The 14,501-nt window shown below is 67.5% G+C and carries 16 protein-coding genes; 7 read left to right on the forward strand and 9 right to left on the reverse strand.

Annotated features, from left to right (window positions below):
- Positions 1–32 precede the first annotated feature (32 nt).
- Together SM191_RS02055 and SM191_RS02060 are read right to left on the reverse strand one after the other, a co-directional pair.
- On the reverse strand, positions 33–662 hold the full coding sequence (locus SM191_RS02055; protein ID WP_341504749.1) for a response regulator transcription factor: 630 nt from the start codon (positions 660–662) through the stop codon (positions 33–35).
- 19 nt (positions 663–681) lie between these two features.
- Positions 682–1,284: a M17 family peptidase N-terminal domain-containing protein gene (locus tag SM191_RS02060; protein ID WP_341504750.1), complete on the reverse strand. Its 603-nt coding sequence runs from the start codon at positions 1,282–1,284 to the stop codon at positions 682–684.
- Between the two features lie 235 nt (positions 1,285–1,519).
- Between SM191_RS02060 and SM191_RS02065 the strand changes: the two genes are divergently transcribed.
- Positions 1,520–1,810, forward strand: a complete 291-nt coding sequence (locus tag SM191_RS02065) for a UBP-type zinc finger domain-containing protein (protein ID WP_341504751.1) — start codon at positions 1,520–1,522, stop codon at positions 1,808–1,810.
- 83 nt (positions 1,811–1,893) lie between these two features.
- Here SM191_RS02065 and SM191_RS02070 read toward each other — a convergent pair whose 3' ends face one another.
- Entirely contained in the window at positions 1,894–2,715 is an 822-nt protein-coding gene (locus SM191_RS02070; RefSeq protein WP_341504752.1) for an alpha/beta fold hydrolase, read from the reverse strand.
- An 81-nt stretch (positions 2,716–2,796) separates the two neighbouring features.
- On the opposite strand from SM191_RS02070, the gene SM191_RS02075 reads away from it, so the two are divergent.
- Positions 2,797–3,456 carry a response regulator transcription factor gene (locus tag SM191_RS02075; RefSeq protein WP_341504753.1) on the forward strand — a complete coding sequence of 220 codons (660 nt, stop codon included), beginning with the start codon at positions 2,797–2,799 and terminating at the stop codon, positions 3,454–3,456.
- Between the two features lie 76 nt (positions 3,457–3,532).
- Positions 3,533–3,910, forward strand: coding sequence for a response regulator transcription factor (locus tag SM191_RS02080; RefSeq protein ID WP_341504754.1), 378 nt, complete (start codon positions 3,533–3,535; stop codon positions 3,908–3,910).
- Here SM191_RS02080 and SM191_RS02085 read toward each other — a convergent pair.
- The 6 genes from SM191_RS02085 to SM191_RS02110 form a co-directional block, all read right to left on the reverse strand.
- Positions 3,830–5,485 (reverse strand): sensor histidine kinase, encoded by a 1,656-nt coding sequence (locus tag SM191_RS02085; RefSeq protein WP_341504756.1) that lies wholly within the window; start codon positions 5,483–5,485, stop codon positions 3,830–3,832. The genes SM191_RS02080 and SM191_RS02085 overlap by 81 nt on opposite strands.
- Before the next feature lie 122 nt (positions 5,486–5,607).
- Positions 5,608–6,174: a carboxymuconolactone decarboxylase family protein gene (locus SM191_RS02090; RefSeq protein WP_341504757.1), complete on the reverse strand. Its 567-nt coding sequence runs from the start codon at positions 6,172–6,174 to the stop codon at positions 5,608–5,610.
- Positions 6,175–6,197: 23 nt separating this feature from the next.
- Complete coding sequence (locus tag SM191_RS02095; protein WP_341504758.1) at positions 6,198–7,856, reverse strand: FAD-dependent oxidoreductase; 1,659 nt, start codon at positions 7,854–7,856, stop codon at positions 6,198–6,200.
- Positions 7,856–8,719, reverse strand: coding sequence for an alpha/beta fold hydrolase (locus SM191_RS02100; RefSeq protein ID WP_341504759.1), 864 nt, complete (start codon positions 8,717–8,719; stop codon positions 7,856–7,858). Before SM191_RS02100 ends, SM191_RS02095 begins: the two co-directional genes overlap by 1 nt.
- A complete protein-coding gene (locus SM191_RS02105) occupies positions 8,716–9,732 on the reverse strand; it encodes an MBL fold metallo-hydrolase (RefSeq protein WP_341504760.1) in 1,017 nt (338 codons plus the stop codon). The genes SM191_RS02100 and SM191_RS02105 overlap by 4 nt, the downstream gene beginning before the upstream one ends.
- Positions 9,733–9,765: 33 nt before the next feature.
- Entirely contained in the window at positions 9,766–10,740 is a 975-nt protein-coding gene (locus tag SM191_RS02110; protein WP_341504761.1) for an alpha/beta fold hydrolase, read from the reverse strand.
- Positions 10,741–11,180: 440 nt separating this feature from the next.
- Between SM191_RS02110 and SM191_RS02115 the strand changes: the two genes are divergently transcribed.
- The 4 genes from SM191_RS02115 to SM191_RS02130 all read left to right on the forward strand — a co-directional run bounded on the left by SM191_RS02115 (position 11,181) and on the right by SM191_RS02130 (position 14,498).
- A complete protein-coding gene (locus SM191_RS02115; protein ID WP_341504762.1) occupies positions 11,181–11,495 on the forward strand; it encodes a hypothetical protein in 315 nt (104 codons plus the stop codon).
- Positions 11,496–11,649: 154 nt separating this feature from the next.
- Positions 11,650–12,309: an isochorismatase family protein gene (locus SM191_RS02120; protein WP_306997691.1), complete on the forward strand. Its 660-nt coding sequence runs from the start codon at positions 11,650–11,652 to the stop codon at positions 12,307–12,309.
- Positions 12,310–12,312: 3 nt separating this feature from the next.
- The gene (locus SM191_RS02125; protein WP_341504763.1) at positions 12,313–12,570 is read left to right on the forward strand and encodes a XapX domain-containing protein; all 258 of its coding nucleotides are present in this window, start codon (positions 12,313–12,315) and stop codon (positions 12,568–12,570) included.
- 80 nt (positions 12,571–12,650) lie between these two features.
- Positions 12,651–14,498, forward strand: coding sequence for an amidohydrolase (locus SM191_RS02130; RefSeq protein ID WP_341504794.1), 1,848 nt, complete (start codon positions 12,651–12,653; stop codon positions 14,496–14,498).
- The last annotated feature ends 3 nt before the right edge of the window (positions 14,499–14,501 follow it).

The following is a 14,501-nucleotide window of genomic DNA, read 5'->3' on the forward strand; positions in this document are numbered from 1 at the left end:
TTCAGCTTGCGCGGCGGGATGTCGGCAAAGGGTCAGAGCGTGATCATGCCCCGCCGTGCGGCGATGGTGACCGCATGGGTGCGATCGGACGCTCCCAGCTTGGAATAGATGACCTTCATATAGCCCTTGATCGTATCCTCGGAGAGGCCGAGGCGGCCGCCGATCTGCTTGTTGGAATTGCCGCCCGCCGCCAGCGTCAGCACCTCCACCTCACGCCCCGACAGCGCGTCCTCCATGGCGTGCAACGCGATGCCGGTGGCGACCTCGGCGGTCAGGTGGCGTCCCCCGGCATGAACCGAGCGGATCGTGTCGAGCAGTTCCTTGCGCAAGGCGTTCTTCAGCAGATAGCCCGCCGCACCAGCCCGGAGCGCCTGCATCGCCTGCGCGTCGCCGGAATAGGTCGTCAGGACAACGATCCGCGCATTGGGATAGGCGCCGCGGATCCCCGTGATCGCCGCCACGCCGCCCATGCCGGGCATCTGGAGATCCATCAGCACGACATCGGGCCGATGGCGTTCGAACAGGGTGATCGCGGCCTCACCGCTTTCCGCCTCGGCGACGATGTCCATATCCGGCTGGGGATCGATGACGGCCCGCACGCCCTCCCGCAACATGGGATGGTCGTCCACGATCAGGATGCGGATAATATCTGTCTGTGCCATCGGAATACCTGTCCCTCCTTCAGCCCGTCGGAGGTTCATCGCCTATAGCGCGGTTGAAGGCGATCCTGAAACGCTCGGCGAACCGCTCCAGATCGGTGGGGCGGCTGAGGAACGACCATCGGCGCACGGGCTGCGTACTGGCCCGGAGCACCGCTTCGATGCCTGCGATGGCCGCCCACAGATGCGGCATGGCGAGCGTCGAGGCATCGGCTCCACCCTCCCCGCCGCACGCGGATGCGACATGCCCGACCTTCATCCGCGTCGCCTGCTCGGCGGCGGCCTGCGCGGCGCGGCGCACGGTATCCGCCGTGATCGCCTCGGTGGTCCCGAGCCCCAGGATCAACACCGCCCCGGCGCGGATCGGCCCCGGTGGCCTGGACAGGAGCAGCGTCTCGCCGAGCCGTCCGGACAGCAGGCCGGCATGGCGCAATCCCTGCACGCCGCCTCCCAGGGCCCGCTCCAGGCCGACCAGTATCGTCGGCGCGGGGTCCCGCAAATGGATGCCCGCCACGGCCAGATCGGCCTCGACCCGCCAGAGCGTGCCGGGAACGATGTCCAGGGTGCAGCCGTGCAGCACGCCGATCACCCGCGACCCGCCGATGGTTCCTGGGCCCTTCGTCACCGGCAATCCCGCCCCATCGCCCTCTCGCTCCGATCGCTATCCTTTGCCCCGGAGCACAACATGGGCGACGGACCAGGGCCTTGGACGGGATGGATGCTTCTTGGACGGGGCTGCCCAAACAGCGATCGTACCGCCTGGAAACCCTTCCCCGCCGGATAAAAGAGATTTATTTTCAGACCGTTAGACGAACGTCCGAGCTTCCGGGAGATTCAGCATGACGGCAATGTGCAGGCATATGGACCGCACCACGGTCCGGCATGTGACGCCCAGCGCAAAGGGATGCGAGGAATGCCTGAAGATCGGCAGCGTCTGGGTGCATCTGCGGCTGTGTCGCGAATGCGGCCATGTCGGCTGCTGCGACGACTCGCCCCATCGCCATGCGCGGGCGCATTTTCACGACACGCGCCACCCGATCATCGAAGGCTATGATCCGCCGGAAGGCTGGGGATGGTGCTACATCGACGAGGCGTTCGTCGCGCTACCCGACCGGACGCCCCAAATCGGCCCGATCCCGCGCTTCGTGTGATCCCATCCCCCGAACCGGCATGGACGCGAGCAACGCCGCAACCCCCCGGGGTCGCGGCGTTGCGGTGGGCGGATCCTCGGGGATCAGCCGCGCAGGAACGCCAGCAGATCGGCGTTGTAACGGTCCTTGTGCGTGACGACGAGCGCATGGGGCGCGCCTTCATACACCTTCAGCTCGGAATGCGGGATCATGCGGTGCGCCTGCTCCGCCGTGGGTTTGATCGGCACGACCTGATCGGCGTCGCCATGGACGATCAGCGTGGGCATGATGAAGGCCGCCATGTCCGGGCGGAAATCCGACTCCGAGAAGGCACCGACACAGTCATAGGTGCCCTTGATCCCGCCCATCAGCGCGATCTGGAGCGTCTGCTTCAGGATGCCATCGGACACCGCGTCGGGGTTGTTGTTCGTCCCGTAGAAGAGCGCGTTGAAATCATCGAGGAACTGCGGCCGGTCCTTCAACAGGCCCTGGCGGATGCCGTCGAAGATTTCGGGCGGCGCGCCATCGGGATTGTCGTCCGCCCTCATGAAGAAGGGGGTCACGGCGGAGGTCAGACAGGCCTTGGTGACGCGCGCGCCCTTGTAGCGCGAGATATAGCGCGCGACATCGCCGCCGCCCATCGAGAAGCCGACCAGCGCCACCTCCTCCACGCCCGCGGTTTCGAGGACCAGCGCGATATCGTCGGCGAAGCTGTCATAGTCATAGCCGCTCCATGGCTGGCTGGAGCGGCCGAAGCCCCGGCGATCATGGGCGATCACGCGGAAGCCCGCCTCTCCGAAGAACATCATCTGCTGCTCCCACATGTCCGCGCTGAGCGGCCAACCGTGGCTGAAGAAGATGGCGGGTCCGGTGCCCCAATCCTTATAGTAGATTTCGGCTCCATCCTTGGCAGTGACGTAAGGCATCGGTAGAAACTCCTGGCGAGGTCGCGATCGGTCGCGAGCCGTCGCGCCCATCCCTATTCAGGCGAGCAGATCGAGGATTGTATGGACGGCACCCAATTTGCGCGTTCGGCACCGGGCGATGCCGACCGCGCGCCCTCGCCGCACCTGGTCATCATCGTCGATGACGATCCCCTGGTGCGCGCCTCGCTGGACAGCCTGTTCCGCTCGGTCGGGTTCGCGACGCGCCTGCATGCGAACGCCCGCGAGGCGCTCGACGTCGGCGCCGGGGACCAGCTCGCCTGCGTCGTCACCGATGTGCGCATGCCAGAGGTGGGGGGCTTCGAGTTCCAGTCGGCGCTGAACGCCAGCGGGGCGGACCTGCCCGTCATCTTCATGACGGGTCATGGCGATATTCCGATGAGCGTGCGCGCGATGAAGGCGGGGGCCGTCGACTTCCTGAGCAAGCCCTTCCGCGATCAGGACATGCTGGACGCCGTCAACCTCGCCTTCGAACGCGCCCGCGCGGACCGGGCCGCCCATCAGGGCTCGGCCGACGCCAGGGCACGCTATGACCTGCTCACGCCCCGCGAACGCCAGGTGATGGATGGCGTCGTGCGCGGCCTGCTCAACAAGCAGATCGCGCACGAACTCGGCATCGCGGAGATCACGGTCAAGCTCCACCGATCGAGCGTGATGCGCAAGCTGGGCCTGCGCCGCGTGCCCGATCTGGTGCGCCTGGCGGATCAATTGTCCAGCACCTAACCGATCGTATGGCTCGCCAGCCCCCCTCCCCGGGTCTTAAGGTTCGGCAATCGTCATCGCTGGACGGGAGAGACTATTGAAACCCGGCCTCATCGCCATCGTGGATGACGAGCCCCTGGTCAGGTCCGCGACGTCAAGCCTGTTGCGATCCCTCGGCTTCGACTGCCACACTTTCTCTTCCGGCGAGGATGTGTTGCGCCAGCCGCTCGCCTCCTTCGCCTGCGTGCTCAGCGACATTCAGATGCCCGGCATGACCGGGGTCGTGCTGGCACAGCATCTGCACCACCGCGCCCCGGAACTGCCGATCATACTCATGACCGCCTATCCCAATGAGCGTGCGCAGACGCTGCGGGACGCCGGATGCGTCGTGGACCTATTGGAGAAGCCGCTCGACGGCGATCTCCTCCAGGCGACCATCGAGGCCGCCATCCGGGCCAGGCTCCACGCCGACTAAGGGCAGCGCGACCTCCACCATCGCCCCGCCGCCGCCACCGCGACGAAGCGCGATCGAGCCGCCATGCCGTTCCAGCGAGGTGCGGCTGATCGACAGGCCCAGTCCCATCCCATGTTCCTTGGTGGTGTAGAAGCTGCCGAAGACCTTGGCCTCCGCCGCCGCCGCCCAGCCGGGACCCCAGTCCTCCACGATCGCCACCGCCTCGCTGCCGCGCCGGTTCAGCCGAAGCGCGACGAGCCGTCGATCCGACGGAACGCCCTCCATCGCCTGGATGGCGTTGGTGACGAGGTTGACGAACACCTGCTTCAACAGGATTCGGTCCCCCCGCACCATAAGCGGCCCCGCCGACGCCTCCACGTCGAGCGATATGCGGGTTCCCGCCTCGACGGCGTCGCGTTCCATGAGCCGCACGGTCGTCGACAGGAGCTCGCCGATATCGATATCGTCGAACGCGATCCGGGCGTTGCCGACCAGCGAGCGGACGCGGTGCATCACCGTCCGCGCATGGCCGACCGCCTGTCCGAGCCCCGCCAGCGCGGCCGTCGTCTCGTGCAGATCGGGCGGCGTTCGCGCCATCCAGCGCCGCGCGGCGTCCGCATAGCTCTGGATGGCCGACATGGGCTGATGGAGTTCATGGGCGATGGACGCCGACATCGCCGCCAACGCGCCGTTGCGTTGGGCGTCGGCCAGATCGGCCCGCGCCTTTCCGATCTGCGCTTCGAGGGCCTTGCGGCCGGTCACGTCCAGAATGCTGCCGGGCACCCTTTCGAGACAGGCCTCTGGCCCGAGGCCGAAGGCGACGATGATCTGGCGCGGCTCCCCGCTACGCGACACGACCACGGTTTCCGCCTGAAAGAGATGGCGGCGTTCGTCCAGGGCGATGATGCACTCGGCGAAGCTCTCGTCGGTCTCGGGCAGGAAGTCCCCCAGGCTGGAGAAGAACTCCTCCTTGCTGGCGACACCCATCATCTTCAGCGCCGCCAGGTTGACGTCCGTGATGCGAACCTGTCGCCGCATGTCGATCACGAACTGCGGATTCTGGTCGAGGAAGCGGCGCAGATCGATGACGCCGGAGGCGCGCAGGCGCCTGATCCCCTCGACCACCGGCGTGAAGTCATGCTCCCATATGGCCATGGCCAGCGTGTCGAAGATGCTGCGATAGCGGCGCTCGCCCAGCCGCGCCGCCATGTCCATCGCGCTCGCGCGCAGCAGCAGGATCGAGGTCGCGACGAGGATGACGACGCTGATCGCCAGATGGGCGATGGCGAGCGGCGGCGCGCCCCGCATCTCGAATATGCCGAAGCCCAGGACCGAAAGCGCTAGGCAGGCCGCCGACCAGAGCGTGATGCGGCGGCGCCTGTTCGCCCCGCCCCCCAGCGCCGCCGTCAGCAGGACCAGCACATAGAGGCCCGCCACGGCGAGCGCCTGCGGCATGAAGGCGTCGAGGCAGAAGATCGATGCGGCAAGAATAGCGGCGACCATCTGCGTCCAGGGCAGGGTCGTGGCCGCCGGCACGAGTTCAACGCGCCCCGCGCCGGAGCGGGGAACCGTCGAAGAGGCAATCCCGCGTGACATGCCAATACCTTAGCCCGCCGCCCGAAGCGCGCATCCCCCGATGGCGTGACGCAGGATCACACGATCGGGTGGAGGATGATCCGGCCGAGGGGAACACGGGGGTCAGCTATCCGTCACGCGCGTCATTCGGCGGGCACGGGCACGGCGAAGCCGTTCAGGGTCATCGAGACGAAGCCATAATGCCCGACCAGGTAGATCAGCTCGTTGACGCCCGGCTGACCGAAACGGTCGAGTGCCGCCCGGTAAAGCGGGTCGGGCAGGACGCCGCCCCGCAGCAGCGCCTTCGCGACATCGTGCGCGACCGCTTCCTCATCATCCAGGTCCTCCGGCCGCTCCCCCGCTGCCAGCGTGGCGATCCGGCGCTCGCTCATGCCATGCGCCTTGGCGGCGACCGCGCCATGCGCATAGACTTCGTAAGCCGCCCCGAAATGCGCGCCGACCACCAGGATCGCGACCTGCCGGGGGCGGTCGGGAATCCGCCGCGCCCTGGTCATCGCCTGGGTCACGGTCCAGAATGCCTGTCCCAGTTCCGGGTCGTGCAGCCAGGCGTTCCACGGCCCCAGCAGCGCGCCGTCCGCCCGCATCGTGGTGAACAGGTCGTATTTGGCGGCCACGCCCTCCCGCATGGCGGCGAACAAGGGCTGCTGTGCAGCGGAGAGGTCGGCGGGAGCGATTGGCGCCAGGCGCATGATATGTCCTCTTTTCTTCTGGATCAGGTGCGGGACAGGCGTTCGAGGAAGCCGTGGATCGCCTGGACGACCACCGACCCTTCGCCGACCGAGGACGCGACCCGCTTGATCGAGCCCGCGCGGACGTCCCCCACCGCGTAGATTCCGGGCCGCGACGTCTGATAGGGCGAGCCGAGCGCGCGGCCTTCGCGATCGGCCCCGGTCATGACGAAGCCGCTCGCGTCCAGGGGCAAACAGTCGCGGAGCCAGTCGGTGTTCGGCTCGGCCCCGATCATGACGAACAGCGCGCCGCATTCTATCCGGGTCCGCTCGTCGGTGCGCACGTCGCGCCACTCGACCTCGCGAAGCGCCTCACCCCCTGTGAGTGCGCTCACCTCGCTGAACGGGTGCAGCGTGATGGTCGAGGAAAGCGCGATCCGCTGGACGAGATAGTCGGACATGGTTGCCGCCAGGCTCTCCTTGCGGATCAGCATGTGCACATGCCCGACATGACGCGACAGGAAGACCGCCGCCTGACCGGCGGAATTGCCGCCACCCACGACCACCACCTGCTGGCCTTCGCACAGCGCGGCCTCCATCGCGGTGGCCGCATATTGGATCCCGGCCCCCTCGAAGCGTTCGTAATCCGGCACGGACAACCGGCGGTAGCGGGCCCCCGTCGCCACCACCACGGCGGACGCGGTGACGATCTGTTCGTCCTCCAGTTCCAGCCGGTACGGATGATCGGAACAGTCCAGCGCCGTGACCTTGCGGGAGACGGCGATGCGCGCGCCGAATTTCTGCGCCTGCACCTGCGCCCGCCCGGCCAACGCCTGGCCGGAGATGCCGGTCGGGAATCCCAGATAATTCTCGATACGGCTGCTCGTGCCCGCCTGCCCGCCCGGCGCCAGCGCCTCGATCACCACCGTGCGCAACCCTTCCGAGGCGGCATAGGTCGCGGCCGCCAGACCCGCAGGCCCCGCGCCGACCACCGCGACGTCCCACCGTTCACCCGCCTCGAACCGCTCGGTCAGGCCCAGGCGATCCGCGAATTCGGCGGTGCTGGGGTTGCGCAGGATCTGGCGGTCCGGCGTGACCACGGCGGGCAGGTCCATGAGATCGATCCCCAACTCGGCCAACAGGTCCATCGCCAGGGGGTCCCGCGCGGTGTCCACCAGCCGGAAGGGGTAGCCGTTGCGGATGGCGAAACGCTCCAGCCGCAGCGTGTCGGGCGTCGCGCCCGCGCCGATGATCGTGATGCCCGCCTCGCCATGATGGAGGAACCCCATCCGGCGCAGGATGAAGGCGCGCATGACGATCTCGGCGATGTCCGCCTCGCCGGACAGGAGCCTGCGGAAATCGCCCGAGGGGATGCGGATCAGCCGCGCGGCGGTCAGCGCCCGAGCGGTCACCAGCAACGCCCGCGCGCTGACATGGTCGAGCTCGCCGGTGAACTGGCCGCCGCGATGGACCGTCAGCAGCCGCTCGTCGTCGTCCACCGAACCGGCATGGAAGATGCCGACCTCCCCGGCCAGGATCAGGAAGAAGTCGGCATGCCGGTCGCCCCGGCGGAACAGGGTGGTTCCGGCGGGCATCTTCTCCTCGACCCCGTAATGCCGCACCCGCGCGATCATCTCCTCGGAGAGGATCGGATAGATCTGCCCCGTCCGCGCATAGGGATCGGGTTCGGGTCCGCCGGCCATCAGCCCGCCCACCCGTCGAGAAAGTCGAGCAGCAGCGCGTTGACGGCTTCCGGTCGCTCTTCGTGCGGCAGGTGTCCGCACCGCTCGATCGGCACCGCGCGCAGATGGTCGGCCATCTCGGCCCAGACCTTGGGCATGTCGAACATCTCGCCGACCGCGCCGAAGTTCGCGCCCCATAGCGCCAGTGTCGGACAGGCGATCTTCACATCGGCATCGGCCTGGTCCTGCGCGACATCCTCGGCATTGGCGCGATAGTCCGCCATGGCCCCCCGTACCGCGCCGGGCGCGCGATAGGCGCGGACATAGGTATCGAACGCCTCGCCCGTGATCGCCGCCGGATCATAGGTCCAGTCCGAGAAGAACCAGCGCAGCCACTGCTCCTCCTTCCCCGCGATCAACGCCTCGGGCAGGTCGGGGACCAGATGGAAGAGGAAGAACCAATAGGCCTTGGCGATACGGGCATCCAGGTCGCGCGCGACGATGCGGGTGGGCACATTGTCCATCACCACCAGCCGGTCGACCCGATCGGGAAAGTCCTTCGCGAACCGGGTCGCCACCCGCGCGCCGCGATCATGGCCGACCAGAGCGATACGCCCGATCCCCAGTATGTCGAGCAGTGCGGCCAGGTCCCGCGCCATGGTGCGCTTGTCATAGCCGCTGGCGGGCTTCTCCGTCTCGCCATAGCCGCGCAGGTCGGGGGCGATGATCCGGTAAAGCTCGCCCAGCACCGGCACCTGGTGGCGCCACGCGAAATTCGTCTCCGGAAAGCCGTGGAGCAGCACGACGGGCGCACCGGCCCCGGCATCGATGTAGTTCTGGCGTATGCCGTTGGCGCGCACCGTGTGGTTGGCGATGGAGATCATGGACGGCCCCGATTCAGCGTATAGTTGGCGGGCACGAACGCGTATCCGTCGCCCCGATCGCGCCGCACATGCCCGATGCCGGGGAAGGAGATATGCGCGCCCGCGACCAGCCAATGCCGGTCCGCGGCCATCGCGAACAACGTCCGGCGCGACGCGACGGCCATGGGCACGTTCCAGTCATAGCGGATGGCGACCTTCGGATGAGGTAGCTGGACGGGCGCCATGTGCACGGTGTCACCCCAGAATAGCAGCGACTGGCCCGCGTCACTTAGAAGATAGGCCGTGTGACCGGGCGTATGGCCCGGCGCGGCGATCGGCGTCAGGCCGGGAAGCAGCGCCGCCCCCTCCTCGAAGGGCGAAACCCGCCCGGCCCGCCGATAGGGTGCCAGGACACCCTGCACGGCGGGGAAGAAGGGCTTGAGCAGGTCATCGACACCGGCCCGGTTGCGGTCGTCGAGCCAGAAGTCGGCATCCTTGCGGGGGATATGGATGGTGGCACGGGGAAACACCGGCTGGCCGTCCAGCACCAGCCCGCCGACATGATCCTCGTGCAGATGGGTGACGAAGACGTCGGTCACCTGCTCGGGCGTATAGCCTGCCGCGACAATGGCCTGTCTCAGCCCCCCGCCCTCGGTGCCGTAGAGATTGCCCGCTCCCGAATCGATCAGCACCAGTCGCCCGTCTATGTCGATGAGGAAGGCGTTGATCATCCCTTCATATCGCAAGGGAAGGAACGCCTCGCCCAATGCCTTCTCGACCTCCGCCCTGGTCGCGCCGATCGCGACCCTGTCGGATGGGAAGGGATGCGTCCCGTCCAGCAGGGCCGTCACCTCGAAGCGACCGACGAACAGCCGGTAATAGCCCGGTGCCTGCCCCCCGACCGGCTTCGTCGCGCCGGTGGCGACCGGTTGCGGAAGCAAGGGCGGCGGAACCGGGCCGGGGGCGGTGGCCGCCGGCTGGGTCGTTGCCAAGGCCGCCAGGGCGGCGGCGATGATCATGCGGCGAGCGGGCATGGCGAGTCTCCCGGAACCTGTTTCCACCTCGGATCAGCTTTTCAGGAAGCTCAGTATGTCGGGATTGATCGTCTCGCCGTTGAGGGTGAGCATCCCGTGTGAGAAACCGGGATAGATTTTCAGCTTGCCGTTCGGGACCAGCTTGGCCTGGAGCAACGCGGCCTGCTTATAGGGTACGATCTGATCGTCATCGCCCTGGAGGATCAGCGTCGGGACGCCCATCGCCTTCAGGTCCGCCGTCTGGTCGGTTTCGGAGAATGCCTTGATGCAGTCGTAATGCGCCTTGGCACCGCCCATCATGCCCTGCCGCCACCAATTCTGGCGCACCCCCTCGATCACAGGCTTGCCCGGCCGGTTGAAGCCGTAAAACGGGATCGGCACCTGCCAGTAGAAGTCGGCGCGATTGGCGGCAAGTTGCGCCCGGAAACCGTCGAATGCCGACCGGGGCAGACCCCCGGGATAGTCGGGGGTCTTGAGCATGATCGGCGGCACCGAGCTGACCAGCACGGCCTTGGCGACGCGGCCCTGGCCGTGGCGCGCCACATAGCGGGCGACCTCGCCGCCGCCGGTGGAATGACCGATATGGATCGCATCGCGCAGATCGAGTTTGCGGACCACGGCGTCGACATCGACGGCATAGGTGTCCATGTCGTTGCCGGTCGCGGTCTGCGACGAACGGCCATGGCCACGCCGGTCCATCGCGATCACGCGATACCCCTTGGACAGGAAATACAGCATCTGTCCGTCCCAGTCGTCCGCCGTCAGCGGCCAGCCGTGATGGAAGAAGATCGGCTGGCCGCGTCCCCAATCCTTGTAATAGAGGCGCGCGCCGTCGCTCGCGGTCGCATAGCCTTCCCCGCCCGGCGTGACTGACGGTTCAGAGGGTTGCTGGGCGACGCCCTCCCCCGCGGAGGTGAGCGCGACGGCACCGACCGCGAGCCCGGCTCCGGCGAACAAGGTGCGGCGTGTCAGTTCGGCGTGGCCGGATCGATCCTGATGATGAAGCATGGCGGGTTTCCCTTTTCGGTTTCCCGCACCCTGCCCCGATCGATCGCCCGGCGATTGTAGAAGCGCGTTGCAATTGGCACGATCCGCACGTCGGCTGCCCCCCTGTCAGGCGAAGTCGCCGGTCGCGGGCGGATCGCTGGCCGGGAAACTCTCCTCGATCGCCTCGTCGAGCCGTTCCTCGCGCCCATCCTCATCATCGTGATCCGGTTCCGGTCCCATGTTCGTCTCCCTTGGTCGGGAGCGAGGTGCCCCGGATGACCGGACCGGTGATTGCATATCCGATGCGCCACTTGCACGAACGGGCGGGCGGCTCTCGCTGTGCGTCGAGGCCCCGTAAGCCGCCGCTTTTCCATTCGGTCGAACAAATGAATCGGACTTTTACGGCTGCCGCTTCGGGACCGGGGCGCGCACGATCGGGTTGCCATAACGGGAGCTTGTCCATGTCCGCCACCGCCGAACCCACGCTGTCCCGCCACGAATGGGCCGCCGTCTCCATCGCCCTTCAGGACGCCGAACGCTGTGGTTGCGCCGCGCAGGCCCGGGATGCACCGGCGGGCATCCTCGGCCGGGCGGCGGCGCTGGTCTTCGGCCAGAACCGCCCCACATCGCTCGCCGATCCCCGGCTGGAGGCGGTGCGCCGGTTCGTATGCGCGAGCCGCCGCCAGCGCCGGGCCGCCGATGACCTTGCGCCGCCGCTGGCGACCCATGGCTTCTCGCAGGCGCAGATCGATGCGCTGGGCCTGTTGTCACGCTGATCGCGGCGCGTTCGCCACATCCTCTTCGCGTCACGATCGTCCAAGACCGCCGACTGACGCGCCACCACAAGACATCCGAACACCGCAGATCCGAACCCTGCCCCGGACCGGGGTCCGGGCCGGATGCGCGCAGCCGAAGAAAGGAAATCGAGCCATGCCGATCACCGCCACACCGACCCCGGGCAAGTCGCTCATCACCCCCACCGACCACATGCTCGTCCTGATCGACTTCCAGTCGCAAATGTCCTTCGCGACCAAGTCCATCGCGCCCGAACTGCTCCGCAACAACGCCGCGCTCGTCAGCCATGCGGCAGCCGCATTCGGCGTGTCCACGATCCTGACGACCGTGGCCGAGAAGAGCTTTTCCGGCCCGATGTTCGACGAGGTCACCGCGCCCTTCCCCGGCCAGGCGATGTTCGACCGCACCTCGATGAACACCTGGGAGGACGCCGCGGTGATCGGGGAGGTCAACCGCATCGGCAAGGAGCGGATCGTCTTCGCCGGTCTGTGGACCAGCGTCTGCATCGTCGGGCCGGTCGCGTCGGCGATCGACCAGGGTTTCGACTGCTATTTCATCTCGGACGCCTGCGGCGACATTTCGGAGGAGGCGCATGAGCGCGCCTGCCAGCGGATGATCCAGCTTGGCGCCAAGCCGATGACCGCGCTTCAATATCTGCTGGAGTTGCAGCGCGACTGGGCGCGGACCGAAACCTATGACGCCACCACCGGGGTCGCGAAGAAGTTCGGCGGCGGCTACGGCCTGGGCATCACCTATGCCAGGACGATGTTCGGCGCCTCCGAAGGCGGTCACTGAGCCATGCGGCCGTACCTGATCTCGCTCGCGGCGGGCGTGCTTGTCGGCGTCATCTACGGGCTGCTCAAGGTACGGTCGCCCGCTCCACCGGCGATCGCGCTGGTGGGGTTGCTGGGCATATTGGTCGGCGAACAGGTCGTACCGCTCGCCAAGAGCCTGTTCGCGAGCCGACAGGAGGCCGCGACGATCCGCACCTCCTGCTCCGAGCATGTGCTGGGCCGACTGCCTTCCAACAACGAAGCCGCCGAGCGCGCGGCATGACCGCCACCCGGCGCGCCGTCGTCCTGGGCGGTGCCGCCACCGCCATGCTTCCGCTGATCGCCGCCAACAGGAATCCGCCCATGACCGACCTGCTGATCCTCAACGCCCGCGTCGCGACGCTCGACCGCGAGAACCCGCAGGCCGAGGCGATCACCATCCGCGACGGCCGCTTCCTGGCGGTCGGCAGCGAGAGCGAGGCTCGCGCGGCGGCCAAGGCCGACGCCACCGTGATCGACGCCGGCGGGCGTCGGGTGATCCCGGGGCTGATCGACAGCCACATGCACATCATCCGTGGCGGGCTGAACTATAATATGGAGCTGCGCTGGGACGGCGTGGCGACGCTGGCCGACGCCATGGCGATGCTGAAGCGACAGGTGGACAACACGCCCGCGCCGCAATGGGTTCGCGTCGTCGGCGGCTTTACCGAGCATCAGTTCGCCGAGAAGCGCCTGCCGACCATCGCCGAACTGAACGCCGTGGCGCCCGACACGCCGGTCTTCATCCTCCACCTCTATGACCGCGCGCTGCTGAACGCCGCGGCGCTCCGCGTGGTCGGCTATACAAGGGACACGCCGAACCCGCCCGGCGGTGAGATCGTGCGCGATGCGCGCGGCAACCCGACCGGCCTGCTGCTGGCCCAGCCGAACGCGACCATCCTCTATTCGACCCTTGCCAAGGGGCCCAAGCTGCCGCCCGACTATCAGATCAACTCGACCCGCCACTTCATGCGGGAGATGAACGGGCTGGGCGTGACCGGGGTGATCGACGCGGGCGGCGGCTTTCAGAATTATCCCGACGACTATCGGATCATCGAACAGCTCCACGCCGACGGCCAGCTCACGCTGCGCATCAGCTACAATCTGTTCACCCAGAAGCCGAAGGAGGAGCTGGCCGACTTTCAGGGCTGGGTGAAACAGGTGAAGCCCGGCCAGGGCGACGACAGCTATCGCCACAATGGCGCGGGCGAGATGCTGGTCTACTCGGCGGCGGACTTCGAGGATTTCCGCGTCGAGCGACCGGACATGCCGCCCAGCATGGAGGGCGACCTCGAACCCGTGATCCGTCTGCTGGCCGAGCATCGCTGGCCCTGGCGGCTTCACGCGACCTATGACCAGACGATCGGCCGCGCGCTCGACGTCTATGAAAAGGTCCATCGCGACATTCCGCTGACCGGCATCAACTGGTTTTTCGACCATGCCGAGACGATCAGCGACCGCAATATCGACCGGATCGCCGCCCTGGGCGGCGGCATCGCGGTGCAGCATCGCATGGCCTATCAGGGCGAGTATTTCGTCGAACGCTATGGCGCCAAGGCCGCCGAGCGGACGCCGCCGATCGCCCGGATGCTCGCGGCGGGCATTCCGGTCGGCGCGGGCACCGATGCGACGCGGGTCGCCAGCTATAATCCCTGGGTGTCGCTGAACTGGCTGGTGACGGGAAAGACCGTCGGCGGCCTCTCGCTCTACCCCGGTGCCAATCGCGTCAGCCGCGAAAAGGCGCTTCGGATGTGGACGCACGAGAACACCTGGTTCTGCAACGAGGTCGGCAAGAAGGGGCAGATCAAGGCGGGGCAACTCGCCGATCTGGCGGTGCTGTCCGACGATTATTTCGCGGTGCCGGAAAGCGCCATTCCACACATCCGCTCCGTCCTGACGCTGCTGGGCGGCCAGGTCGTGCACGGCGACGGCGACTTCGCGACGCTCGCGCCCGCCCTGCCGCGCCCGATGCCCGACTGGTCGCCGGTCGCGACGTTCGGCGGCTATCACCGCGCGCCCGAGGCGAGCGCGAAACTCGCCAGTGCCTGTGGTTGCGCCAGCGCCTGCTCCGTCCACGGCCACGACCATGCCGCCGCCCTAGGCGCGAACGTGCCGGCGGCGGACGTGCAGAGCTTCTGGGGTTCGCTCGGCTGCGGCTGCTGGGCGGTATGAGGG

The sequence above is a fragment of the Sphingomonas sp. 2378 genome, assembly GCF_038084995.1.
Classification (GTDB): Bacteria; Pseudomonadota; Alphaproteobacteria; order Sphingomonadales; family Sphingomonadaceae; genus Sphingomonas.